27 protein-coding genes are annotated in these 23879 nt (G+C 68.2%); 17 read left to right on the top strand and 10 right to left on the bottom strand.

Translation table 11 applies throughout. From position 1 onward, the window contains the following. Window positions 1-15: 15 nt before the first annotated feature. The 6 genes from ACGFH9_RS08625 to ACGFH9_RS08600 form a co-directional block, all read right to left on the bottom strand. Window positions 16-789, bottom strand: a complete 774-nt coding sequence (locus ACGFH9_RS08625; protein WP_393216977.1) for a hypothetical protein — start codon at window positions 787-789, stop codon at window positions 16-18. A gap of 266 nt (window positions 790-1055) precedes the next feature. Then, the gene (locus ACGFH9_RS08620; RefSeq protein ID WP_393216976.1) at window positions 1056-1607 is read right to left on the bottom strand and encodes a hypothetical protein; all 552 of its coding nucleotides are present in this window, start codon (window positions 1605-1607) and stop codon (window positions 1056-1058) included. A gap of 325 nt (window positions 1608-1932) precedes the next feature. After that, window positions 1933-2598 carry a GNAT family N-acetyltransferase gene (locus ACGFH9_RS08615; RefSeq protein WP_357129792.1) on the bottom strand — a complete coding sequence of 222 codons (666 nt, stop codon included), beginning with the start codon at window positions 2596-2598 and terminating at the stop codon, window positions 1933-1935. Between the two features lie 51 nt (window positions 2599-2649). Then, window positions 2650-3336 (bottom strand): GPP34 family phosphoprotein, encoded by a 687-nt coding sequence (locus ACGFH9_RS08610; protein ID WP_357129789.1) that lies wholly within the window; start codon window positions 3334-3336, stop codon window positions 2650-2652. Between the two features lie 11 nt (window positions 3337-3347). Next, window positions 3348-4361: an acetamidase/formamidase family protein gene (locus ACGFH9_RS08605; protein WP_393216975.1), complete on the bottom strand. Its 1014-nt coding sequence runs from the start codon at window positions 4359-4361 to the stop codon at window positions 3348-3350. Continuing rightward, window positions 4358-5764: an APC family permease gene (locus ACGFH9_RS08600; RefSeq protein ID WP_393216974.1), complete on the bottom strand. Its 1407-nt coding sequence runs from the start codon at window positions 5762-5764 to the stop codon at window positions 4358-4360. The genes ACGFH9_RS08605 and ACGFH9_RS08600 overlap by 4 nt, the downstream gene beginning before the upstream one ends. 282 nt (window positions 5765-6046) lie before the next feature. Here ACGFH9_RS08600 and ACGFH9_RS08595 point away from each other — a divergent pair, with 282 nt between their 5' ends. The 3 genes from ACGFH9_RS08595 to ACGFH9_RS08585 all read left to right on the top strand — a co-directional run bounded on the left by ACGFH9_RS08595 (window position 6047) and on the right by ACGFH9_RS08585 (window position 9953). Beyond that, complete coding sequence (locus tag ACGFH9_RS08595) at window positions 6047-7279, top strand: helix-turn-helix domain-containing protein (protein WP_393216973.1); 1233 nt, start codon at window positions 6047-6049, stop codon at window positions 7277-7279. Window positions 7280-7282: 3 nt separating this feature from the next. Beyond that, complete coding sequence (locus ACGFH9_RS08590; RefSeq protein WP_357129778.1) at window positions 7283-7993, top strand: creatininase family protein; 711 nt, start codon at window positions 7283-7285, stop codon at window positions 7991-7993. Between the two features lie 157 nt (window positions 7994-8150). Continuing rightward, window positions 8151-9953 carry a prolyl oligopeptidase family serine peptidase gene (locus tag ACGFH9_RS08585; RefSeq protein WP_393216972.1) on the top strand — a complete coding sequence of 601 codons (1803 nt, stop codon included), beginning with the start codon at window positions 8151-8153 and terminating at the stop codon, window positions 9951-9953. Here the strand turns inward: ACGFH9_RS08585 and ACGFH9_RS08580 are convergent. Then, window positions 9933-11318, bottom strand: a complete 1386-nt coding sequence (locus ACGFH9_RS08580; RefSeq protein WP_393216971.1) for a helix-turn-helix domain-containing protein — start codon at window positions 11316-11318, stop codon at window positions 9933-9935. The two genes, ACGFH9_RS08585 and ACGFH9_RS08580, sit on opposite strands and share 21 nt — an antisense overlap. A 270-nt stretch (window positions 11319-11588) precedes the next feature. Between ACGFH9_RS08580 and ACGFH9_RS08575 the strand changes: the two genes are divergently transcribed. The 10 genes from ACGFH9_RS08575 (at window position 11589) to ACGFH9_RS08530 (ending at window position 18371) form a co-directional block, all read left to right on the top strand. Then, window positions 11589-11798 carry an SDR family oxidoreductase gene (locus ACGFH9_RS08575; RefSeq protein ID WP_393216970.1) on the top strand — a complete coding sequence of 70 codons (210 nt, stop codon included), beginning with the start codon at window positions 11589-11591 and terminating at the stop codon, window positions 11796-11798. Beyond that, on the top strand, window positions 11795-12598 hold the full coding sequence (locus tag ACGFH9_RS08570) for a class I SAM-dependent methyltransferase (RefSeq protein ID WP_393216969.1): 804 nt from the start codon (window positions 11795-11797) through the stop codon (window positions 12596-12598). Before ACGFH9_RS08575 ends, ACGFH9_RS08570 begins: the two co-directional genes overlap by 4 nt. Next, on the top strand, window positions 12595-13524 hold the full coding sequence (locus ACGFH9_RS08565) for a hypothetical protein (protein ID WP_393216968.1): 930 nt from the start codon (window positions 12595-12597) through the stop codon (window positions 13522-13524). Before ACGFH9_RS08570 ends, ACGFH9_RS08565 begins: the two co-directional genes overlap by 4 nt. Next, window positions 13521-14087 carry a hypothetical protein gene (locus ACGFH9_RS08560; RefSeq protein ID WP_393216967.1) on the top strand — a complete coding sequence of 189 codons (567 nt, stop codon included), beginning with the start codon at window positions 13521-13523 and terminating at the stop codon, window positions 14085-14087. The genes ACGFH9_RS08565 and ACGFH9_RS08560 overlap by 4 nt, the downstream gene beginning before the upstream one ends. After that, the gene (locus ACGFH9_RS08555; RefSeq protein ID WP_393216966.1) at window positions 14084-15280 is read left to right on the top strand and encodes an NUDIX domain-containing protein; all 1197 of its coding nucleotides are present in this window, start codon (window positions 14084-14086) and stop codon (window positions 15278-15280) included. The genes ACGFH9_RS08560 and ACGFH9_RS08555 overlap by 4 nt, the downstream gene beginning before the upstream one ends. After that, complete coding sequence (locus tag ACGFH9_RS08550; protein WP_393216964.1) at window positions 15277-15963, top strand: hypothetical protein; 687 nt, start codon at window positions 15277-15279, stop codon at window positions 15961-15963. The genes ACGFH9_RS08555 and ACGFH9_RS08550 overlap by 4 nt, the downstream gene beginning before the upstream one ends. A 287-nt stretch (window positions 15964-16250) precedes the next feature. Beyond that, window positions 16251-16778, top strand: coding sequence for a DUF6244 family protein (locus ACGFH9_RS08545; RefSeq protein WP_393216962.1), 528 nt, complete (start codon window positions 16251-16253; stop codon window positions 16776-16778). Window positions 16779-16987: 209 nt separating this feature from the next. Continuing rightward, window positions 16988-17374: a hypothetical protein gene (locus ACGFH9_RS08540; RefSeq protein ID WP_393217019.1), complete on the top strand. Its 387-nt coding sequence runs from the start codon at window positions 16988-16990 to the stop codon at window positions 17372-17374. Between the two features lie 13 nt (window positions 17375-17387). Continuing rightward, window positions 17388-17837: a SitI3 family protein gene (locus ACGFH9_RS08535; protein ID WP_393216960.1), complete on the top strand. Its 450-nt coding sequence runs from the start codon at window positions 17388-17390 to the stop codon at window positions 17835-17837. Between the two features lie 69 nt (window positions 17838-17906). Further along, window positions 17907-18371 carry a PPC domain-containing DNA-binding protein gene (locus tag ACGFH9_RS08530; RefSeq protein WP_393216958.1) on the top strand — a complete coding sequence of 155 codons (465 nt, stop codon included), beginning with the start codon at window positions 17907-17909 and terminating at the stop codon, window positions 18369-18371. A gap of 37 nt (window positions 18372-18408) precedes the next feature. On the opposite strand, the gene ACGFH9_RS08525 is transcribed toward ACGFH9_RS08530, so the two are convergent. Then, complete coding sequence (locus tag ACGFH9_RS08525) at window positions 18409-19143, bottom strand: HAD family hydrolase (RefSeq protein WP_393216956.1); 735 nt, start codon at window positions 19141-19143, stop codon at window positions 18409-18411. 460 nt (window positions 19144-19603) lie between these two features. On the opposite strand from ACGFH9_RS08525, the gene ACGFH9_RS08520 reads away from it, so the two are divergent. From ACGFH9_RS08520 to ACGFH9_RS08505, 4 genes are all read left to right on the top strand, one after another. Further along, window positions 19604-20137: an AAA family ATPase gene (locus ACGFH9_RS08520; RefSeq protein WP_393216954.1), complete on the top strand. Its 534-nt coding sequence runs from the start codon at window positions 19604-19606 to the stop codon at window positions 20135-20137. 71 nt (window positions 20138-20208) lie between these two features. Next, window positions 20209-20655 carry a hypothetical protein gene (locus ACGFH9_RS08515; protein WP_393216952.1) on the top strand — a complete coding sequence of 149 codons (447 nt, stop codon included), beginning with the start codon at window positions 20209-20211 and terminating at the stop codon, window positions 20653-20655. 74 nt (window positions 20656-20729) lie between these two features. After that, complete coding sequence (locus ACGFH9_RS08510; protein WP_393216951.1) at window positions 20730-21155, top strand: PadR family transcriptional regulator; 426 nt, start codon at window positions 20730-20732, stop codon at window positions 21153-21155. After that, window positions 21152-22201 (top strand): GlsB/YeaQ/YmgE family stress response membrane protein, encoded by a 1050-nt coding sequence (locus ACGFH9_RS08505; RefSeq protein ID WP_393216949.1) that lies wholly within the window; start codon window positions 21152-21154, stop codon window positions 22199-22201. Before ACGFH9_RS08510 ends, ACGFH9_RS08505 begins: the two co-directional genes overlap by 4 nt. A 60-nt stretch (window positions 22202-22261) precedes the next feature. On the opposite strand, the gene ACGFH9_RS08500 is transcribed toward ACGFH9_RS08505, so the two are convergent. Beyond that, window positions 22262-22861: a hypothetical protein gene (locus ACGFH9_RS08500; RefSeq protein ID WP_393216947.1), complete on the bottom strand. Its 600-nt coding sequence runs from the start codon at window positions 22859-22861 to the stop codon at window positions 22262-22264. Between the two features lie 70 nt (window positions 22862-22931). Further along, a complete protein-coding gene (locus tag ACGFH9_RS08495) occupies window positions 22932-23741 on the bottom strand; it encodes a helix-turn-helix domain-containing protein (RefSeq protein WP_393216946.1) in 810 nt (269 codons plus the stop codon). Window positions 23742-23879: the final 138 nt, after the last annotated feature.

Below are 23879 nucleotides of genomic sequence, written 5' to 3'. Positions count from 1 at the left end.
GTGGTTCGTGGGATGTCATGCGGCTGGGCGGGTCGACGAGTCCCAGTTCGGTTCGACGCGCGGATGCAAAGGTGGTGGCGGCGGTTCGTCATTCGATGCGCCGGGGGGTTCCCACCACCGATGAGACGAGTGGGTGTGGGTGAGATAGAGGAAGTAGTTCTCGACGTGCCAGCCGGTGGGCGTACGGCGGGCATATTCGTAGGCGAGGACCGCGCCGGTGCTGGGGTGCAGGATCAGGAGATCGCGGTCGTTGTTGCCGGTGGCGGTGATGCCGATGCCGCTGCGACCGGCACGGTCGATCACCCGCGAGTAGTAGGTAATCGGCTGGGTGTCGCGCAGAACGGCGATCGTGGTGGCGCGTTCGACGCGCCGTGGGCTGTACCAGTTGGCGAGCGAGGCAATTCCCCGCAGCACCGCCTGGGGCTCGGCGATGTCGCCATAGCGGCGGTTTATCCCGTCGCGCACTGCCCCGCTGTCGGTGAACGCACTACCCGGTTCGACGAAGAGGATTTCGCCGGGTAACCACCAGTCCTTGGTCACCTCGACATACCCGCGGGGGTAACTGGTGAGCAGCTGCGCGCCCGACCGGTCATCGGCGCGCCAGCGGATGATGTCCCGCACCATGATTGGGTCGCTGCGCCAGAGGCGAAGGTGGATCACGTCGTACGTGCCCGCCGTGAGATCGCAGCTGCTGGCGGAGACCTGGCCGATCAGCTGATGTAGTCGTGTCGCGGGCGGGTGGGGGTACCACAGCCGGGTCGGCCCCGCGATCCGCGTGCTATCGACCACCTGTTGCAGCTGGGCGGTGGACGCGTTGCGTGGTGTCGTGCACGGCCCTGCGTCGGGACGGGCTGATCCGGCAGGTCGGATGGCACAGCCCGGCAGCGGACTACCGGCCAACAGCAGAACCGCGATCTTGACAGCGGTGTGGCCAAGCAGCGTGCGAGGTCGCAGGGCGCCTGCGAACCGGGAAGCCGGCGTCCGGGTGTCGGCCAGCGGTCCCGTTGTCGCACTGACCGGCCGGAGGCACCTCGGGCGGTCGGCGTCGATGCTTGTCATGGCCACCTCGCCTGGGTGCAGACGGCGCGATGGTTCGAGCTGGTGGGCGTCCCCGCGGTGTCGGTGATGCGGGCGCGGAGAGGATCGCCGCTGGGCAAGTACCTGTTGGCGATGGTCGTGGCGGCGGCGAGGCAGCGGTGGGCAACGTCGGGCCATCCGCAGTCGCGGTAGAGGAACGCGAGTTCGGTGAGCGTGGTCAGGCTGACTGGTGCGTCGGGGCCGTGCCGGTGCGCGGCGGTGGTGTAGACGTCGGCGAGGTCCCGGATCGCCTGGTCACAACAGCCGACGCGGTGGCGTGCCCGGTCCAGGCCTGCGCGGGCGTACAGGGTCCGCTCGTGGCTGGCGCCGAGGTGCGCGGTGGCGAGGTCGACCAGGTCGCGGTAGGCGGCCACGGCCTGGTCGGCGTGCCCGTTCACGGCGGCCAGGGGTGCCAGCAGCGCCGCCGCATCGAGTTGTTCGGCAGGTGGGGTGGCACGGTGGGCGAGCGTGCGGGCGTAGACGGCCCATTGGTAGGCGTCCGTGAGGTCGCCGAGCGTCTGCCGCGCCACGGCGTGGTCGATCGCCCTACGCGCGGGCGTGTGGTGTGGCCCGCACGCCGTTTCAAGTACCCGGGGCCTCGGCGTCCGCGTCGGCATGTCCGTTCAAGCTCCTATTCATGTTCGGTCTTGGGGAAAGGGCTGGTGTGGCCGACGGCGACAGTGGGGGCTTATCGCCGTCGGCCACGTCGGTCGCCGCGGCCCTTCCCTTTCATAGGCGGGCGACCGGCTTGTGCGCCCCAGCGCGGCTCAGCGAGACTGGCAGGCGATAGCGCGCGACGGTGATGCGAAGACGCGGCGTGATGGCTGAGCTGTCGCCTCCGCGTAGGCATCCGGCTCACTGGGGGGCGACGGGCCTCGCGAGCGTCGGGGCGACGGCGGTGGGGTTGGTGGCGTTGAGTTGCCCCGATTCGTGAGCTGGGCGTGGGGCGCGGTGCATCAAGGTCACCGTCGGCCCGTCGGGGAGGGTGAGCGCCGGTCGGGGAAGGTATCCGTGTCGGAGGTACAGGTCCTGGGTGTCGGGAAGGGTCTCGGTCCAGGCGGGCAGGTTGATGCGGTCGAGGCGGGCTTCGTGGTGGGTGAGCATCGCCGCGCCGAGGCCACGCCGCTGGGCGTCAGGGCGCACGGCGAGGATCGCCAGGTGGTGGTGCGGGTCGGTGGGCCGCTGGTTGGTGAGCAGTTGGTCGAGAATGTCGAAGCGCTGCGCGTGGGTGCCGGCGGCGGTGTCGATGCGGCTCCGGTAGTTCGCTGGTGGCGCGATGGGCCGGTAACGGTGAAAGGCGACGGCGGTAGCGCTCAGGTCGTCAGTGATCTGGATGTCGCCGTGGAACATGGCGTGCTCTACCCAGATCGCCGCGACGTCAGCCAGGACGCGGCGGCGCGCGGCCGGGTCGGGCACCAGCCACTGGGCGAGTGCGGTGGGGTAAACGGCATCGGCGATAAGTGCGGCGACCGGGCCTTTGTCCACCCATCGGGCAGAACGGATGCGCGGAATGACGTCCATGGATTCTCCAAGCACGGCGGGCAGATGGATAGCTGCCGGTGGTGTCCGGGGTCAGCGGTATGCGGCGGTGGCGAGATCCCCCACTGCGGCGTCGACCGTCGCGGTGATGTCGCGTACCGGCTGGTGGTGCTGTTCGGCGATGGTGCGTAGCTGTGCGGCGAGCACGGTGGTGTCGTCGGCGAGGTAGAGATGGTTGAGCAGCCCGAGGGTCGTGACCAGCCCGGCGAGAGCGGCGGTGTGGTTGTCAGGCTGGTTGCGGCCGGTGGCGATGTAGTGCAGCCGGGCGCGAGCGACGACCGGCCACTTGACGTCCAGGAGCAGGTAGCGGTCGGTGCGGGCGAGCCCACCGAAGCGGCGGCGCTGCTGGTGGCGCAGGATCCCACCGGCGACCAGGCCAGCGCGGGTGCGCTCGTACAGGCCGTCGGCGAACCCTCGCACCCAGCCGCGCAGGGATGGGGCCGGGCGCGCGTATCGGATCGAGGAGAGCGCGCTGTCGGCGATCAAGTCGCCGACCGGCTCGTGCAGGCGCAGCCATAACCGCCGCTCTGCGCCCGGCTGGCCGTCGCCCTCTCCGGGGTCGAACGCGACGCGACCGGCGAGGAACAGGTCGATCAAGACCGCGCCGGCGAGGCCGAGGGCAAGGGCCTGACGGTGGATATGCAGCTGGCCGGTGTCGTCGTCGTGCCCGAGCAGGAACAGGTCATCGCGCAGCGGCAGGCGCGGGATCGACGCGGTCATCGGCGGGGCTCCTACCGCAGCCCGGCGGCCCGTTGCCGCAGCCGGGCGTGCACGCCGTCGTGGACGGACTGCGGCTGCGGGAGCAGCCCCTTGTCCACCGCGGCGAGGACCGTGTAGTTGGGATCGCAGACGTTCCCAATCGGTGCCCGGCCTGCCTGCGACACCAACTGGTAGGCATCGATTTCGTCCAGCTCGGTGAGCTGACTCGTCCAGGCGACGAGGTCGCGGTGAGCGATCCGGTAGGCGTCTTCCAATGGCCGGGCGCAACCGATCGACATGATCTCCCGATCGGTCTCCAAGCGGGGCCACACCGCCGGAACGCCCTTGATGACCTCGATAACCAGGGTGGTGGTCGTGGCAATTTCCACCCCGACCCCGCAGGCCTCCCCCTCGCCCTGGCGGGCGTGTCCGTCGCCGAGGGCGAGCATCGCCCCGTGCACGTTCACACCCAGGTACAGGGTCGATCCGGCGCGCAGCTCAGCGGTATCCAGGTTCCCACCGTGGATGTCGGGGACGATCGTGGAGCGGGCCTCGAACCCGCCGGGCGCCACCCCGATAGTGCCGATCATCGGGTCAAGCGGCAGGTCGATGGAGTGGTCGCTGGCCGTCGCGTGGAAGCGGACCGTGCCGGCCTGCCGGTCGATGTCGTACACCCACACCCGCTCCTGCAGCGGCGGCTGCAGGGTGGCGGTGTGGGACGTACCGGTCAGCGCCCCGAAGTGCGGGAACGTCGAGGAGACGCCCCAGTCGCGGGCGGGGGTGATGGCGGCGAGGTGGACGGCGAGGGTGTCGCCGGGTTCGGCGTCCTCGACGAAGAACGGCCCGGACACCGGGTTCAGGTACGGCATCCGGCACACCTGCGACGGCAGGTCCGCCGGCCCGCGGACGAGGCCGCCAAAGCAATCCTCGGTGTACACCTGCAGGATGTCGCCGGAGCGGACGTGGGCCACCGGCATCCGGCCGCCGAAGGTGTAGGCGAGTTCGTCGCGGGCGGGACGGTACGTGATCGTGTCCATGGCGGTCACACCCGTTCCACGTGGCGGGCCTGCGGCTGCGCGGGCGCCAAACCCGACAGCGCGGGCCGGCGGCCAGCCAGGTACAGGCCAGCGAGCACGACCACGCCGAGGGCGAGCCACGCCAGACCGAGGCGCTGCGCGGCGATGTTCGCGTTGACCACCACATAGGCGAGGATCGCGAACCCGATCCCGGGCATCACCAGGTGCGCCCACCAGTTCCCGCTGCGCTGGCGGATGAGGTGGTGCACGACCACGGAGACGTGCAGGACCAGGAACGCGACCATCGCCCCGAAGTTGATCAGCGACGACAGCAGCGTGATCCCGTCCGCGCGGGTGGCCATGTACAGGCCGAGCACCAGGGACACGGCGCCGGTGAGCAGGGTCGCGTTGATCGGCACGTTCCGGCGGATCGACACCTTCGCCAAGAAGGCGGGCAGTTGCCGGTCCCGCGCCATCGCGTACAACAGCCGGGACGTGGCGACCTGGGCGACCATCGAGTTCGGCAGCCCCCACGCGATCGCGGTTGCTACCGCGCACAGGGTCGCCAGCCAGCCTCCGCCAGCCACCTGCGCGGCGTCGTAGAAGGCGGTGCCGTTCGGATCCCCGTCGCTGAGCAGCGAGGCCGGCTCGGGGACGAGCATCGCGGCCAGCCAGGTCTGGGCGATGAACAGCACCCCGGCCAGGATGAGGACGGCGGCCATGGCCCTGCCGATCTGCCGGGAACCGCCCTTGGTCTCCTCGGCCAGCATGGAGATGCCGTCGAAGCCGAGGAAGGACAGCACCGCGATCGACACCGCACCGGCGACAAGCGACCAGGTGAACGTGTCGGAGTTGTAGAACGCGTCCCAACTGAACCTGCCCCTACCCGAGGCAAGAGCCCAACCGGCGACAGCGAGAAAGACCGCCAGGACGACCAACTCGCCGACCAGCATCACCCGGGTCACCATCGCGGTCATCCGCATCCCGACAGAGTTGACGACCGTGTTGACCGCGACGAACCCGAGCAGCCACAACCAGACCGGCACCGCCGGGACGGTCGCGTGCATCGCCACCGACGCCACCAGGTACAGCAGACCCGGCACGAGGACGTAGTCGAGCAGGATCACCCAGCCGGCCAGGAACCCGACCGGCGCGCTGATGCCCCGGCCGGCGTAGTTGTAGACGCTTCCCGACATCGGGAACGCCCTGACCATCTGCGCGTAGCAGAACGCGGTGAACACCAACGCCACCACACCGACCGCGTACGCCAGGGCCACCATCCCGCCGGAGCCGGCGTACACGCTGCCGAAGATCGCCATCGGCGCGATCGGCACCATGTACACCAACCCATACGCGACCAAGTCCCGGAACCGGAGTTGGCGGCTCAGTTCCTGTCGATATCCATATCGGGAGAGGTCATTCTGAAAACTCATCACACTCCTCAAATGTCTGCGTCCTGTCCAATCTCGCGACTCGCAACTGACTCGTCAGCGAAGGTAACTGCTTCGTCGGACCTGAACCGCTGCTAATGATTTCGACCAGCAAGCGGACAGGTATCTCAGCAACGAGATTTGCTCACCGAGACAGATGAGTCGATAGCGCTGATGCGGACACACGGTGTTGTCCGCATGCAACTGTCCGCGTAGCGTTCGACCACGTACGGTCAGACCCTTCCGGCTGCGGCAGTGACGGACAGACAGCACTCAGGAGTACCGGTGGCGCAAACTCCACGACGGCTGACCCCGCACCGATCGGCGCTGCATGGATTCGGGGCCGCGCTTCGGCAGTGGCGCGAGTGCCGCGGGCTGTCCCAGCGCGCTCTAGGCAGGCTGGTGCACGTCAGTGGGGATCTCGTCGGCAAGGTGGAGAAGGCCGAACGCTGGCCGTCCGCCCGCTTCGTCGAGTCATGTGAGGGCGCACTGCAGACGGGTGGTGAGCTGGTCCGCTTTCTGTCAGACCTCGAGAGTGGGCGTCGCCTCACCAGCGTCGGCTACCGCTTGGTCGACGGTGCGGAGGGCCAACTCCGGGCCTCCATCGATCATCCCGACAGGCCCTACCTGCTCCGCTCGTGGCACGAGCAGCTCGCCGGTCTGGCCATTGCCGGAAACCGCACCGGATACGCCGGGATGGCGTCCACCGCCCATGCGCAGATCAGCATCGCGGCCGCGGTCGGGCGGCGGAGCCGTTCAGGCGATCGCCGAGAGATACTCATCGCGCAGGCACTGTGGGCGGAGTTTCTCAGCTGGATCGACGAGCAGGGCGACGCCGCCGAGGCTGACGCCTGGCTGCGACGCGCCCAGCAGCAGGCCGTCGAAGCCAACGCGCCGGCGCTCGCCAGCTACGTCCTGATGAGGCAGAGCCAACGCGCCCTCGAACGCTTCGATCCACGTAATGCCATTGCCTTGGCGCAGCGGGCGCTGGAGGAGGTCCGGCTACCAGGCCGTATCCGCGCTCTACTGCTGATCCGCCAGGCCCAGGCCTACGCGATGGGAGGTGACCAGAACGCCTGTGCAGCCAGCATCGACAAGGCGCGCAGGGTCGCCGGCAGCGCCGAATGGGGCTCGGAACTGCCGATCGATGTCGGCGTCCACTGCGACGCGGTGTACGTGGCTGCCCACGAAGCGCAATGCCGTCTGCTCCTCGGCCAACCGGCGGCTGCTGCCGATCTCTACGAGCAACTCCTGCGCCACTGGCCAGCTCAGTGGCGCGTCGACGAGGCCCTTTGGCGATCGTCCCTGTCCACCGCCTACCTCAACAGTGGCGACGTCGAGCGCGCGGCGACGGAGGCCGCCAACGCCCTGACCTTGGCCACTGGTACCTCCTCCGCGCGGGCTCTGCGCTGGTTGAACCCGACGGCGGTGGCCCTGCGCCAGCAGACAGCCATCCCCGAGGCCGCGACCTTCGTGCTCGCCTATCGGCAGGCGACCCTCGAAGCGTGCAACCATTAGCCCGTGGATCTCATCACCACGGCAACGAGCACCGACGAGTCCGAACGAGCAGCGTCCGTCGCGGTCCTCCCAGTCGGGAGTTTCGAACAGCACGGCGCCCATCTCCCGCTGCTGACGGACACCATCGTGGCCTGTGCGATCGCGAAGGCAGTCGCCGAACGCTACGGCCTCTTTCTGCTGCCGCCCGTGACGATCTCCTGCTCCCACGAGCACGCCGCGTGGCGTGGAACGGTCAGTATCAGCGCCACCACCCTCGCCGCCGTGGTCGGTGACATCGCTGACTCCCTACGTGAATCGGGCGTCGATCGGCTCGCCGTGATCAACGGACACGGCGGGAACTACGCCCTTGCCAACATCGTTCAGGAAGCCAACGTCGCCGGACCGAGGATGACTCTGTTCCCCGCTCGGGCCGACTGGGACGACGCTCGCGTTGCCGCCGGCCTGCACAGCACAGCCCACCAGGACATGCACGCTGGCGAGCTCGAAGTTTCGCTGCTTCTGCACGTTGCGCCGGAAGTGGTACGTGATGGCTTCCAGCATGCCGACCACCTAGCGGACGACCGACGTCACCTCCTCACGCGGGGCATGAGTGGCTACACCACCAGCGGCGTCATTGGTCTGCCGTCCCACGCCACCGCGGCCAAGGGCAAAGCCGTACTCGAAGACCTTGTTCGCTCATTCGCCGACCACTACGGCCTCCTGCCGAGACCCTAGGCAGGATCAGGAATGATGCTGGACGAGGCTTTCGTTCGCATCGACATTGCCCCTGGGAGAGCGCTCGGGCGGACGCGGTTGACGAGCCCGCCGTCGTCCGGCCCGCGTGGAAGTTGTCCGAGGAGGACCTGTGAGGCTGGGCGACAGGATCGCTGAAGTGTCGGTGGACGACGCCGTCCGCGCCTCAGTGAGTTATGACCAGCTGCGTACCGGTGATGACGGCCTGTACTGGCTGGAGACTCGCCCCGACGCCGGCGGGGGCACGACGGTGACACGGTGGCGGCCCGGCGAGGGCAAACGTGACATCAGTCCGAAGGGCTTCGATGTCGCCAGCGGCGTTCACGCGTACGGAGGCGGATCGTTCGCTGTCGCCGAGGAGACGTTGTGGTGCGTCGGCCGAGATGGCCTCTACCGGAGCCGCCGTCACGGCGACGAACTCGAATTGGTCAGCCATGGATCCCTCGGTGACCTGACGATCGGCGACGGTGAGTTGCTGGCTGTGCGGGAGTCGGAGCAGGGTGACCAACTCGTCGCGGTGTCGCTCACCGGTGATCCGCAGATGCGAACTCTCGTCTCGACCCGGGGGTTTCTCGGCGCGCCTCGGCCGGGTCCGGGTTCGTTGGCCTGGACCGCGTGGAGCGAGCACGACATGCCCTGGGACGCGTGTGAGGTGTGGGCCGCCGCCTACTCACCGCACGGTGGGGTCGAGGACCCAGTGAGGCTCGCCGGGGGCCCTGATGAGTCTGCGGTGGAGCCGCGGTGGGGACCCGACGGGGCGTTGTACTTCGTGTCGGACCGCAATGGCTGGTGGAACCTCTACCGGTGGAACGGGCTCAAGGTGGAGGCGGTGGCGCCGATCGCGGGCGAGTGCGCCGCGGAGCCATGGGAGCTGGGTTACGCGTCTTACGGCTTCCTCGACGACGGTCGGATCGTCGTGGCGGTGCAGGAGGGGCCGCGACACCGCCTCGTCATCATCGAGCCCGACGGCACTATCCGCCCGATCGGCCTCCCGTACACGTCGATCAAACCGTACCTGGCCGTGCAAGGGACGACGGTGGCGTTGATCGGATCATCGCCGACCGCGGCCCCGCAGGTCGCGCTGATCGACCTGGCTGACGCCGATCCCCAGGTGGAGGTGCTTGCCAGGTCGGAGCACGCCGGACTCGACGGGGCGCGAGTATCGGCGCCGACCGAGCTTCGCGTTCCAGTGGCCAATGGTCGGGAGGTGCTTGCCCTGGTGTATCCGCCGACGAGCGCAGCTGCGGACTGGCGGGCACCGGTGATCGTGCGGGCCCATCCTGGGCCTACCGCCTCCTGCCTGCTGCGCCTGGACTGGCAGGCGCAGTTCATCACCAGTCGCGGGTTCGCCGTCGTGGATGTCGACTATCTGGGTAGCACCGGGTACGGCCGGGTGTTCCGGGAATCGCTGTACGGCCGGTGGGGTCTGGACGATGTCGATGACTGCGCGGCGGTGGCGGTGCACCTGTTGTCGGCGGGGCAGGCGGTGCCAGGGCAGGTGTTCATCCGTGGTGCCAGCGCCGGCGGATACACGGCGTTGCACGCGGTGGCCCAGGACGGCCCGTTCACCGCCGCCACCGCCGTGTCGGCGATCGTGGATCCCGAGCGGTGGGCGAAGACGGTGCCCCGGTTCCAGCGCGCGCACGCGGTGCGGCTACGAGGTGGCGCTGGTCGGGTCCGAGCCGCCGATGTCCAACGGCCAGTGCTGCTCATTCACGGCACCGCCGACGAGGTGGCCGTGGTCGAAGATGTGCGCGAACTCGCCGAGGAGCTAACCTCTCGCGGCATGGCGCCCGAGGTGCTGCTTCTTGCTGATGTCGGCCACTATGTGGCGTCGTCCCGTCGAGCGGGCGCGGCGCTGGAGGCGGAGTTGGCTCACTACCGCTCGGTGATGGCGGATGCAGCCAACGATCGACAGGGGTTACACAGCCGCCAGCGGTAGTCGGTGACGCACGTACTCGCCGAACTCGCGGACCTCGGGCTCACACCGATAGGGCTCGAGGTCGACCTGTACCTCGACGATGCGCTGCAGGCAGCGGTGTGAGGTGGTTCGTGCGGCGTAGTCGACTGCCTCGCGTGCGGCGGCGCAGGCTTCGTCGATGCGGCCGGCGGCGGCCAGCGACGAGGCCAGGAGCGCGGTGTCGATGGCGAGTCGCCGGACATGGGTGGGACTCAGCGCGGTGAGGGCCTCGCCCAGGTGCTGCTGGGTGTGCTGCGGTCGGCCCAGGTCGTGGAAGCAGTGGGCGATCTCGTCGGCGAGGTACGCCGCGTCGAAGTACCGGATCCACGGAGGCTCGTCCTCGGGCTTGCTACGGGCCAGTTGCTTCTCCGCGATGTCGAAGTGGGTCAGGCAATCGCGTTCGCGTCCGAGGCGGGCGTGCGTGCGTGCCACCACCGCGTGCAGTGCGGCTGCCACAGCGGGAGTCGCCTGGGTCTCGCTCCCTCTCACCGCCGTCAGCGCCATCCTGCGTGCCGGCTCGGGGTGCCCGCAGTGCAGCGCGAGGTGACCGATGTTCACGGCGAGCAGGTAGCTGCCGTACGGGCGGTCCTCGGCAGCTTCCGTCAGACGCAGAGCGCGAAGGTAACGGCGCTGGGCGAGGCCGTGGGCGCCAGTGTCAACCGCCTGGTACCCGCAGAGCTCGAAGAATCCCGCCGCCAGCGTGTAGAGATGGCGACCAACAGCGTCAGAGGTGGGGGTATTCGCCAACAGCCGGTTCAGCTCGCCCTCGACGTACCGCTGCACCTGCGCGTGGACTCGTCCGGCGCCGTGGGTGTGGTCCAACTGCCGGAACATCGCCAGAGCGGTCTCCGCCGAATGAAGATCCTCTTCGTCAACATGGTCAGGCGAGCCGGGTCGTCCGGCCACGGGCGGCCGGGGTCCCGCCGCAGCGTTCAGCCAGTCAAGGGCGGCGCTGTCCAGGACACCGGGTTGGAACGGAACCCGAGCGACCATCTCAACCAGCCCCAACGTTCCTGTCGGGCGATTGGACAGCGCGCTGCTGAGGCCGCCGCCGGCCGGTGAGGGGGTGCTCGGCTTGCCGTCGCTGGTCCGGTTACTGCCGAGCAGCGGTAGCAGGCGCATCAGGGAGCCGCCGGTCACCAGCGCCTTGTCGCAGGCCTCGACGAACTCGCGGGAGGGAAACCGGTCGGCTGTTTCCACCCGACGCACGAGATCGGCACTAAAGCGGATCATGGTTCCGAGCCGCGCCTGCGAGAGGTTGGCGCGCTCGCGCAGTCGGCGCAGTTCGGCGCCGAAGAAATGGCGCTCGGACAGGGATGGCTGGAGCGCTCGCGGGGTCTGGCCCATGACACCGCCTTTCGGGCTGCGCGTCGCCGATGGCATTGAGCAGCGTGGACATCGCGCACATAGGGTCACCCAGTGTCCAGCGCGGCGCAACCAGGATCGCCGGGAACTGCGCTACATGACCGTCGACCCAGAAGGCGCGCCGCATGCGGACAGTGCCTTCGTCCGCATGCTCGGCATTCACAACGGCAACTTTGAGGGCGAGTGTGAGGAGAACGGGGCGCGACCACTCGTCAGATCAGCCCTGGTTCTCCACGACCCTGGGAGGTGCCAGTGGAGCACGAAGTCCGCGTCAACATGCTCGTGCCAACTGCGATCGTCACCCAGATGACCCCCGACCAGGCCGCCGGTCACCGCTGCCTCCTCGGGCGCTGCGGTGAACCGGAAGAGGTGGCGGACACGATCATGTTCCTGCTCTCACCGAAGGCGTCGTACACCACCGGCAGCACGCTGCAGGTCCACCGAGGACTGGGACTGCGATGACGACTACCCACGGCGGCATCACCGAGATCGATTACGCAGCCATGATCCGCGCCCTGAACCAGGTCCACTACGCGGGCGAGACGTCGTTCTACAACAACGCAAGGCTGCGCCCCTGCGAGGAGGCGCTCTATCACCGGCTCGGTGCGGGGGCGCGAATCCTCGATGTGGGATGCGGTGCCGGTCGCGTCACCCAAGCGATAACCGTATTGGGCGGCGACATCGTCGGCGTCGACATCAACGAGGTGGCTCTGGCAGTTGCCCGGGCCGCGTGCCCGAACGGCACCTTCGTGCACGGCAGCATGAACGCCCTGCCACTACCAGCGGACCGTTTCGACCAGGTGTGGTGCCTGCGCTTCTCCTTCAACGCGCTGGCAACCGAGGCCGAACGGGTTGAGACCCTGCACGAGATGTGGCGGGTGTGTGCCCCGGGAGGCACCGTCCTGGTGGAGACGTTCAACTGGTACTACGCCGGCCGGCTCGGGCTTGTGTGTATCGCCAATCTGCTGGACCTGGCCGCCCGCGCCGCGCGATGGCGGGGGCAGCGCCGCACCGGCTCGCGGCCCCTGCCAGCGCGCGACATCATCTACCTCGCCAACAAGACCAGCGGAGCGGCACCCGGCTACGCCCACCTCACCACCGCCCACGAGCTGTACCTCCTCGCGGCGATATGCGGGATCCGGCAGTACGCGACCGTGACGTCGGAGGAGGGTGTCCTGTCGGCCCCCGCGCCCCCGGTACGCGGCAGACACCGCCGGTACTCGATGTGGCTCGTCCTCCGCAAGCCCGGGGAGCGGTCATGAGCTTGTTGAGAGTCGGCGACCACGCGCTGGAGATCCGGATCGCTGAGTCGGCACCACGCTGCCTACGGCGGTTCGTCGCCCGACTCGCTGACACGGAACTGCCGACCATGCCGGCCGGGCAGGTCATGCAGGTACGTGACGGGCACCGAACCCGGCTGACCGTCGACGTCAGTAGAGGTGAGGTCCTCCTGGAACTGGCCGCAGAGCTGGCGGGCGATCCACCCACGTTGGAGATCGGAGTGCTCCAGGCCGCGGCACGCTCCTTGGCCGTCATGGGGGACGGCGAGCTGACGCTCCTGCACGGGAGTGCGGTGACCATAGACGGCGGACGGTCGGCCATCGCGGTGCTGGACGGCGGACGCGGGCAGGGCAAGACATCACTCGCGCTGGGCGTCGCCGCTCACGGAGGCAGCCTCCTGGTCGATGAGTTCGCCTTCACCGCTTTCCCCTGCCGTCAGCCCTGCGTGGTGCCGATGCCCACCCTGCCCTGGCACGTACGCGCCGACATGGCGCCGCTGCTGGCACCTCACGCCACCGAACGGCTCCTCTACCCGGTGGATCTTCCCACCCCCACCACGGCCGGACACCGCCCGCTGCCGCTGAGCCTCATCGTCATTCCGGATCAGGGTCTTGCGGCGGGTGAACTGCGCGAGACGCCTACTCCCGCAGCCCGGGATCTGCTGCGCGCGGCGGTGACCGACCACGAGGCGAAGCTACGCGACCCGACTCTTGACCACGTCTCGATCTTCTCCTCGGCTGACGAGGTCACCATCAGCCGCAGTCTTCCCGCATTCAACTTCGGGGAGATGGCGCTCGACGCGCTTGCCGCTGTACCGGTCATCCGCGTCGGCGTCGGCATCGGCAAGCCAGACGATTTGCCCACCAGTGTTGCCGCGGTGATCCGTCGGACAAGAGGAGATTCGTGATACGGCAGCCGGCCGCGCCACCGATGCTCCTCCTCGCCGGCACCAGCGAGGCCGGAAAGTCGAGCGCGGGCGAGTACCTGGCCGCCCTCGGCTCCCGCCGCGTCAAGATCAGGACGGTCCTCGTGCAACTCAGCTCAGGCCGGCAGGCCTACCACGAGGGCGTGGAGACGCGGGAAGGCTTCGGGTACGACGAGTTCGTCGCGAAACTCCTCGCACTAACCGACCGCGGCGAGGCCCCCTTGGCAGTCGAGAGCTTCATCGATGCCGCTTTGGCTGTGACTGTGAAGCGAACGTGGCCAGCACCATGCTCGATCATCTTCATCACCGCACCAGAACTCGTCCGCGTCAGACGCCTCGCGCGGGCCCGAGGGCTGACCGCCGACGAGGCCCGACGCATCATCCGACGCAAAGACGAGCGGAAACGCGTCCACGAACAGCTTCCGGCCTGGCGCGCGATTGCCGATCACTGGATCGACAACACTGCCAACATCATCACCTTCAGGGCTCGTCTCCGGGACGCGTTCCAGACCATGCAGACATCCTCAGGAGGCATCCAGCCATGACTCGTCGATACACCTCCGCCGGTGCCGTCGTCGCGACCGACGACCTCAGCTCTCCACAAGTCCTGCTCCTCGATCAGGTCCGAAAGACCGGTGAACGACAGACCGTCGCGCCGAAAGGCCGACTGGAGCCAGGCGAGGCACCACTCCTCGCAGCCAAGAGGGAGGTGGCCGAGGAAGCCGGCCTCACCGACACGCACTACAGCGCGTATCTCGGGCAGGAGGCTTACACGTTCACCGACAACGACGGCACGCCAGCGGCGAAGATCGTCGACTGGTTCCTCTTCTCGACGTCCACCATCACCACAACGCCGGCCCGTGACGAAGGCTTCGTCCAGGCCCGCTGGCTCGAGGCTCCCGCCGCCCGGCAGGCCGCCAGCCATCCCCAGTTCCAGCAGGTGCTGGATCGCGCCCTTGCCGTCATCACCTGGCGTGCCGCTAATCCCCTGCCGTTCAGCCGAAAGCTCAGTTACCTGGTCAACCAGGTGGCGGCAGAGGCCGAGGCCGTCATCGCCGGGCATCCGGATGCCGGGGTGGGGCTGTGCGGATCGGCCGCACGAGGAGACTTCATCGAGGGCTGGAGCGACGTCGACTTCATCGCTTGGAACCTGCCCCCCACCTCGTCCGCCGCCACGTCGCTCCACGAGATCGTCAGTGAAGCGGCCCGACGCCACGGTTCTCGAGCGTCGCTGCACCTCGCCGACAGCCACGGGGGCGACGCCCGTCGCCTCGGTCCGCTCTACGACATGAAGATGCGGGAGGTGCTGCGTCGTGTAGGGCTCGACACCGCCGTGATCGCAGGTGCCACCGCCCCTACACCGGCCGCCACCTCAGAACTGACCGATCTCGCTGGTGATGTTGGCGTACTGCACGAGTTTGCCGTCGCCCGTCTGGCCGCCAGCCACCACACAGAATCGGAGCGCGAGGACACCGCACGCCGGGTGTTGTCGGTGCTGTCGAGCGCCGGTCGGCTGCTTGTCGCACATCGAGCGCCAGAGGTCGGCCTGCGGCTTCCCGAGGTGATCGAGGCGCTGCGCGACTGGCCGGGCACCGAACTCAGATCGCTCCTTGAAGACTACGACGCCTACCGCCGTGCAGGCGCAGACGACGCAGCACAGGCCAATCGGCTCGCTGTACGGGTGCCAGGTGCGCTCGTGGCCGTGAGGAGCATGCTCGAAGAATCGGCATCCCTATGATCATTTTCGTCGACGGGATCGACGGCAGCGGGAAGACCACTCTCATCGGACACCTTGCCGCCGCCCTGAACCGCAGCGGCGCCGAAGCAGTCGTCTCCAGCCCACTGTGGCGTTATCTCCCCACGATCGCCGCAGCGGAACAGTTCGCCTCCTGGGTCGTCAGTACCACTGGTCTGGACGTCGCAGAAGCGCTCATCACGGCAATGATTGATCGCCTCGACGACCTCCGCGACCTGAGCGTCGCACAAGACCACGTGCACCTGGTTGATCGCGGGCCGAAGACCGTCTACGCGTCCGCCCGCGCCCACGCTTACGAACGACGCACGGCAATCGAACCACTTCGGGAACGTCTGGCCACCTCGGTCCGAGCGCTCACCGACCTCCACCCGTGCGTGGCGATCGAACTTGGGGACGGCGTGGAAGCGCTCCGGACGGCCCTTCCGCGCCTCACATCGTCTCAGACCGTGACGCCCGGATACCTGGGGTATTTGCAAGCATTGGCCACAGAGATGCATACCTTCGGCGACTGGCCGGGCCTGCCAACGCAGCGACTTGACATTTCCATGTCGACCGAATCCAACTGCGCGGCGATCCTCGAGTCTCTCCGCCTCCCGAGTCCCAGGAACGGCCGCGCCGACGTAGGAGCAGGAGTGTCCGCAAACAGACGGGACTGGCGGACATGAAGCCAGCGCAAGGCCCGCTGTGATCGACCGCGCCGTGCCGCCATCACTCGACACTTGGGTTTTCCATCCGGCGTCGAGATCGTCACGCTGCGGCAGATCCTCGACGAACGCGTCGACCAAGCCGCCGCCGAGGTCCTGCGCCCGCGATCAACGCGGCCCACCGCCTCCTCGACCTCGTCGAGACCGATACCGGCGACGGGCTGACACGGGGCGGTCAGCCCCTAGGAACGCCAGGTAGTTTCAGCTGTCGAGCACTTCTACTGTCATCGATTGGGGATGCCGCCCACGTGTCGCAGATCGAGAAGATCACCGGTGAACTCCGCGCGATGATGACCGGAGTCGAACGCGCGCAGGGGTTGGCAGCCGCCGCCGACAGTCAGGCGCAGGAGGTGGCGTTGCGGGCCGCGGGTGCGGGCTTCGTCGCCGTGGCGGCGGGTGTGGCGCGGGTGCGTAACGCGATCACGGGCATCCAGGGCGGCCTGGGAAGTCTTGCCGGTTCGATCGGTGAGGCGACGAAGGCGACCGCGGCGGTGCCGAACGAGGCCACCCCGCAGGAGACGATCGCCGGGTTGGCGCCCGTGCTGAGCGCCGTGGACGCTGCTCGTGAGGCGGCGGCCGGGGTCATCACCGGAGTCGGTGAGGCGCAGCAGCTCGTCGCCGTGGTCCTGCAGGGTGGGCAGCCCGGGCCGCTGTTGCAGGCTCTGGAGGCCATCAAGCAGGTCCTGGTGCTGGTCGTTCAGCGCACCGGCGGGGCCCGGCAGGCCATCGAAGGGGCGATCGCGCAGGCCCGGCAGTTGGGGTCGTCGGGAAACTGACGGGGGCTGGCGGTCATCCACCGGCCAGCCCCGCCCCTGCTACCACCGGCAGCCCATCCCCGACGACCCCCACCCTGGGCGGAACGGTCTTCACAGAGACTGACGCGTCAAACCCGTGGACCAGGCGTCCCACCGGCGTCGTCGGCGGGTCGCCTACCGGACGTCGAACCCGGATTTCCGCGAACGAGAAGCCGCGGGAGCGGCGTGCCCTGGAGTTGGAGAACGAGTGTGCCGACAGGGTCGCCGGCAAGGGGTACCGGGTTCACCAGAACCCCACGAGGCAGGAGGTCGCGGACGCGCGACTCGAAACCGGGGATTCTGGGAGGCCGGAAAAGGCACCCGACTTCCTCATCGAGGGGCATGTCTTCGACTGCTACGCGCCCACTGCTCCCGTGCCGGCCCGCGCCGTCTGGAGCGCGGTGTCCAGGAAGGTCGACACGGAGCAGACCCAACGCGTCATGTTGAACCTCCACGACTGGCGGGGCGACCTCGCCGCCCTGCACAAGCAGTTCCACGACTGGCCCATCACAGGGCTGAAGGAACTGGCAGCGGTAACGCGCGACGGTGCGATCATTCAGATCATCCGGCGAGACTGATGAAGGGGTGCAAATGGCTGTCGAGTACCGGCTGACGCTGGCGGGCAACATCCCACTCAAACAGGTAGCGGAGCTTGCTGCTCCCGGAGCAGTCGAGACGTCCACGGCGTCCGGCGGCAGGATGCTCAGCGCCGACCTGAACGACGAGCACGGGTACGTCGTGGACATCACCGGCGGCCGGCACGGCTACTACAGCGCCGAGGACGACGGTGGCGCTCTGTGGGAATGGGAGCCGGAGACCTACGTCGACGTCAGCTTCTACATGCGCAAGGACACCCTGGTCGACACGGGCAAGGCCCACATGCTGGCGACCGTGGCCAGAATCCTCACCGGCAGAGCTGAAGACGCCGCCCTGACCCTCAACGGCGACGTGCTGATGCTGACACGCGTCGCGGGGACCATCCAGAAGCACAACACCGACGGCTGGTACGACGAAGACTACGACAGGATTCTTCACCTCTGACGGGCATGCGTCCCCGGCTGGACCCACCACAGCCACTCCCCCGACCAACCCGACCGGAAGTGCCTCAGTATGCGCAGCCATGACCTCACGCCCGGACGGATGATCGGCGTCACCTTCGATCATGGCGAGGACTTCTTCACCGCCCTCGCCGACGCCTGCCGCACCAACGGCATCCGGCACGGCTACATCCCCGTCTTCATCGCCGGGTTCAGCACGGTCGAGATCGTCGGCACCTGCCAGCGTCTGGACGACCCCCAAGCCCCGGTCTGGGACCGGGTGCACCTGACCAACGTCGAAGCGCTCGGCGGCGGCACCATCGCCTACGACGACGCCCACGACCGGATCTCGGCGCACATCCACGTCAGCGTCGGGCTCAAGGAGCACAGCGCGACCGGCCCCACCAGTCACCTGCTCGCCGCTACGGTCCAGTTCCTGACCGAGATGCTGATTCTCGAGGTCGCTGCGCCCGTCATGCGTCGTATCCCCGAGGCGAGCCTCTACGACGTGCCGCTGTTTCGGATCGGCGACAACTGACGCTGGTTATGCTCGAACTTGAAGAGCAGATGAGCGGCTAACAGGCAGTCGACGACCCACCCGACATCAACAGCGAACTGACGGCAGCCACCACCTTCTTTGGTTCAAGACTGTCGAACACCAGGTCAGGTTCGTAGGTAGTCAACTCTTGCCGTCCAATTCGGTGAGCGACGACGGCGATATGAAAGTCGGCATGGCGCGCGCAGGCGATATCGTTGGGCGCATCCCCGATGACGATGACGCGCGCAGAATCGAGCTGATCACCGTAGATCGCGGAGTAGCGTCGGGCGACGACTGCCGGAAGCTGAAAGCGATCGCGCTCGTCTGAACCGAACCCGCCGATGCGGAGATCAAGAAACTCATCCAAGCCCGCCACGTGCAGCTTTACCTCGGCGGCCGATCGCAGATTGCCGGTCAGCACGGTCTGGATGAAGCCACGGTCGTGCAACTCCGCGATGCTCGCCGCAGCACCTGGATACGGCGGCTGGACCTCAGCGAGCTCCTGCCGGTCCTCTTGCATGACCGCGGCAATGGCCTGACGGAAGGCGGGTATGCCCGCCTCCGCAGCTAACGGGTCGACGCCCGAAGCGATCGCCGTGTCGATGGCGATCGACTCGTCCGTATACCCATGCACCTTCTTGTCAGGAAAGATAACCGCGGACTCCGCGAGACCGTACGCGCGAGCGATGGCGCGCGTCAGCCAGCGCAAGTCCGCGGGGATGAGGGTCCCGTCAACGTCCCAGATCACCAAGCCGGCGCTGCGGTGGTTCACAGAACCATCGTCGCACGGACGCACGGACGCACGGGCGGGCGAGTGAGGCCGATGACGGTGCCGAACTGGCTGCCGAGCGTCGGTGGTTCTCATTCGGGGTTGCCCGCGGCGACTTGATCGCCTACCGGGCATGGCGTCCGACCGACAATGAATCGGAGGCCGAACTCGGTGCCCACGCGTTCGGGCCGCACGGAAAGAACGCCGCTGCGGCTGTGACGGAACAGATCCAGGCATGGGACCAACGGGCTCGCCGCGGGCCAAGTCCGAGTTCGCCTACTGTCCAACGGGCACCAGCCCCGGGATGCCCACGCCGAGAACATAGCGGTGCTGGCAGAGACTCATGGTCTTCTTACGATCTCCTCGCTGGCGGTGAACCGGCCGCCCTCAACTGGGCGAGCCACCCCCTCGTTAGGTCAAGTAGTAGTGCAGCCGTTTGATGCCTGAGGAGCGACACGCGGGCATGATCTGGATCAACGGTGCGTTCGGCGCTGGGAAGACGACTCTGTCGCAGCAGTTGACGATGGAGGACCCTCGGCTGCTGATGTTCGATGCGGAGTTGCCAGGGTTCATGCTCCGCGAGATCGTTCCGCCACCCGTGAGCGGCGATTTTCAAGACCTGCGGGTATGGCGGCGTAGCGTCGCGGATACGGCAACAGCGCTGCTTGAGGAGTACGGACGGACGCTTGTCGTACCGATGACCGTGGTGGTGCCGTCGTATCTTGACGAGATTTTCGGCCAGCTGCGGGCCCACGACGTGCTTGTCGACCATTTCTTCATCGACGTGCCCACCGGCGTCCTACGGACGCGCATCGCGGCGCAGTCGGTCTGGCCGGATGACCCGGATCGTGATGCGCAGGTGCGTGCTTGGCGGCTGGAACAGGTAGCCCGCTGCGCTGCAGCTGTCAGCGTGCTGCCGGCCGACACGGTGGTGCTGGATGGTCAGCTGCCGGTGGCGCAATTGGCCTCGGAGATCCTGGCACGGTCAGCAACGTGATCTCTCGTAGCGGCCAACCGAGCTCATTCGGGAACGGCGGCGCGGCTGACGGCGGCCGCGAGCCCATCCTCATGTCGCTGAATCCCCTGTACTACGACCTCCTCTGGGCAGGCGAGAAGACGCACGAGTTCCGACGCCGGTTCCTGACCGGCCAGTCAGCGCGTTGGTACGTCTACCTCACCTGGCCCGTCGCCCGGCTCGGCGCGGTGATCGACCTCGGGCCCGCCATCATCGACACTCCGGAACGAATTGCCGAGATCGCCGAACGGTCTCGCCCCGGCAACGGCGCCTCGGTGCTCGAGTACGTACAGGACCGGGACCAGGCCTTCGCGATCCCGATCCAACGAGTCGCGGAGTACCCCGGGTTGTCGCTGGAGCAGCTCAGGGCTCAGCTGGGCGCATTCCATCCTCCCCAGGGGTACACCAAGTTGCGCAACCACCCTGAGCTGCTCAGCATCTGCGAAAAGATCACGGCCAGCTCACCGAGCCGCGAGATGACCGTGACTGATCGCACCTAGGCGGCGGCACCAACCGCGCGGCGTTTCTAACAACTTTGTCACCGATATAGCTTCATCACCGATACATTGAGGGCATGGCCACACCCACGCCACTTCGAGAGCCCACCTTCCTGATCCTCACCGCGCTCGCGCGGGAATCCATGCACGGCTACGGCATCATCAGCGACGTCGCGGCCCTCTCCGATGGGCGGCTAGCGCTGCGGCCCGGCACCCTCTACGGCGCACTCGATCGCCTCACTGACGAGGGGCTGGTGGAGCGGGACCACGAGGAGGTCGTCGAGGGACGACTACGCCGCTACTACCGGCTCACCGAAAACGGCCGGTCCGTGCTCACCGCCGAGACCGAACGGCTACGCCGCAACGTCGAGGCCGCCAGCCAGCGACTGCGGGCCCGGCCCGCCGGCATCCCCGCCGTCGGCGGCACCTCACGTGGCCCCCTCAAACTTCCCGGGGCGGCGGCGGCCCGCCCCATCCTTCGACCGACCGGAGGCCCCGCATGAACCAGCCCAACCCTGCGCCGGAACAGGCGGGGTCGCCGTTGGAGTCCCGCTACCGGCGGCTGCTGCGGGCCTACCCGGGCGCCTACCAGGCCGACCGGGGCGACGAGATCGTCGGGACGTACCTCGACACCGTCGAACCGGGGCGGCGCTGGCCCTCCCCACACGACGCCCTCGACCTGCTCGGCGCCGGACTCCGAGAGCGGCTGCGCGGGTACGGCGCCCTCGGACTGGCCGCCGCCTTCCCACTGGCCGCAACCGCCGCGCTCAACACCCTCATCGCGGTCGCGACCTTCCTACTCCTGCAGGTCGAGTTTGAAGACCCCCGCTTCGCCCGACTGGACCCGGTCGGCCCGGTCCAGACTCTCGGCGCCGTCATCTGGCTGGGCTGGCTTCTCGTCGGCCTCACCGCCACGGCGCTGCCCGGATCCTGGACCCGCACCGCCGCGGCCGGCGCTCTCCTGCTGACTGTCGCCGTGCCGCCCGTGGCCGCCTTCATCGGACAACCCGGGCCGCCGCTGTTCGTGCTACTCCCCGCCGCCGCGCTCGGCCTGGCAACCCTCGCGCTGCCCTCCCACCCCGGCTGGGTCGCACGGAGCCTGCCGCCGTTCACCGCCGGCTGCATAACAGCCGCATCCATGGCATTGAGCGCCGCCGAGAACGGCGGCAACATGTTCACCTCGTACAGTTCGACCCCAGAGCTGCTGGCGATGGCTGGTGGGCTGATGTTCACACTGGTCCTGCTCGTCGGCCTCGGCCGCGCTCTACGCGCCGACGACGCCGGCCTCTGGGCGGCCCTGCTGCTCGCCACCCCGGCCGGCCTGTTCGGTGCCGACCAGCTCAGCCAGGCGATCTGGGGTACCAGCGGCGGCGGACCCAGCCCGGCGGCCTTCGCCACCACAACCGGATCGATTTTCCTCGCCGGTGCAGCGCTGCTCGCCGCGGCGCTCGCCGGTCAGGCCGCACGACACCGGACCGTACGTCGACGAGTCCTCGACGAAGCCTGCCCGACCTGCGGACACCGGCCGGAGGTGACAGCGAAGGCGTGACCCTCCCCCAGACCTCAGCCACTCCCGGGTACCAAAGCGTGCCGTCGGGTCCGAGCGTGGTTAGCCGGTCGTCTCGTCGGTGTCGGGCCAGAGCCGGACTGCCCGCGCGGCGGCATCGAGGATCACCTGGCCGTCGACCTCCAGCCGCGACTCGGGCATGTCGTACGCCGGCCACTCGCAGACGAAGGTGACGGGCCCGGTCGGCGGCAGCGGCCAGACCCAGTAGTGCGCCACATGCCGCCGGGCGTCCGACTCAGCGTTGCCCGGAAACAACAACCGGCCAGGGGGCTCAGCATCCATCGGCGTGAGTGAGCGCCGATCCATGTTGGTGACGGTGCTCCCGTCGGCGAACTGCACACCCACCCGGAGGAAATCAGCTGGCACGGGCTGCCCGGCCCAGTACCCGACCCGGTGGTGGTGCATCAGGTCAACCCGACGATCCGGCGTGCGCAGAACCGCGGTCACGCTGAACTCAAAGCCCGCAGGGTAGGCGAGTAGACCGCTGATCGCGACCGCGACGCGATCGGTGTGGACCAGCACGTGGCTTTCGGCCACTACACTGGGGATCACCGCCTCGGGCTTCATCCAGGCGGGACGAGGCTCTCTGATCGGTTCTGGCTCGACGTCCGATGCCGCTACCTGGCGGTCGAAGAAGCCCATGTGGCCCCACCTTCCCACAATTCGGAGCTCTCGTACGGCCGGGTCTATCTGCCCTCCTCCGACTCGGTGCTTACCCGGCACCGCCGGCCCCCGACGCATCATCGCGCAGGTAAGCCGTGGCCCGACTGTCCATCGATAAGGCGGGATGTTTTCGGCGTAGTGCGATCAGTGTTGCCCGCACCTCAGGTTGCTGCGCGGCTTCGGCGAGGTCGAAGGCTTCGGCGGCGTAGGCGTGCGCGACACGGGTCGCGCCCAGGTCCAGGGCGAGGGCGCCGAGCAGCCCGGACAGGTGAACGGCGACGGTGTAGAGCCGGGCGCGCTGTGGTGGGTGCTGTTGCCCGGCCATGAGCTCATCCACACAGGTACGCAACGGCCGCAGGCGCGCCAGGCGGACTGCTGGCGGAAGGCGTTCATCGTCGGCGATCGCCTGTCGGACCTCGTCTTCGAGGTAGCTGAGCCGGGCGTCTTCGTCATTGCAGGACTTAAGCGCAGCCCGTCGGGCGTTGATGCTGTTCTCGTCTTCCCAGAGAGCCGATTCACCTTCTCCGCTGTCGTTGGAATCGGTGCTGGCGACGGGCTTCGGCCGGTTCGGGTTCTTCGCCGACGGGACCGACGGTGACTGTGGTTGGTGCCGCTGGATTCGCCTGGTGAGGCAGTCGTACTCCTGGGTGAGGGTGCCGTCGGTGTGCAGGGCGGTGTCGCAGCGTGCCCAGAACTCGCGCTCGGGGTGTTGGCGGCCGGTCTCGGTGTTGGCGACGGAGCTGCGGCCGTACTGCACGAGCCGGGCGAGGCCCTGCTGGGTGAGGTTGGCTTGCTTGCGCAGCTGTGCGAGGTGGCGGCCGAGTGCGCGCCGTGCCGTCGTGATCTCGTCGTCGGCCATGGTTTGCCACCCCCTGGCGGTGCCGAGATGCGGTCACGGTGCGGGCAGACCGTATCCGCCGCCTCCGACAATTCCTGGTCGGTTACTGAGGGCTGTCGGGGGTAGCGGGGTTTGGTCGACAGCCGGGCAGCCTAGTGG

Origin of the sequence: Micromonospora sp. NPDC049102 (genome assembly GCF_043197485.1) — a bacterium.
Taxonomy (GTDB): Bacteria; Actinomycetota; Actinomycetes; order Mycobacteriales; family Micromonosporaceae; genus Micromonospora.
The sequence above is the reverse complement of the archived record's forward strand: the minus strand, read 5'-3'. Positions and strand labels throughout refer to the sequence as shown.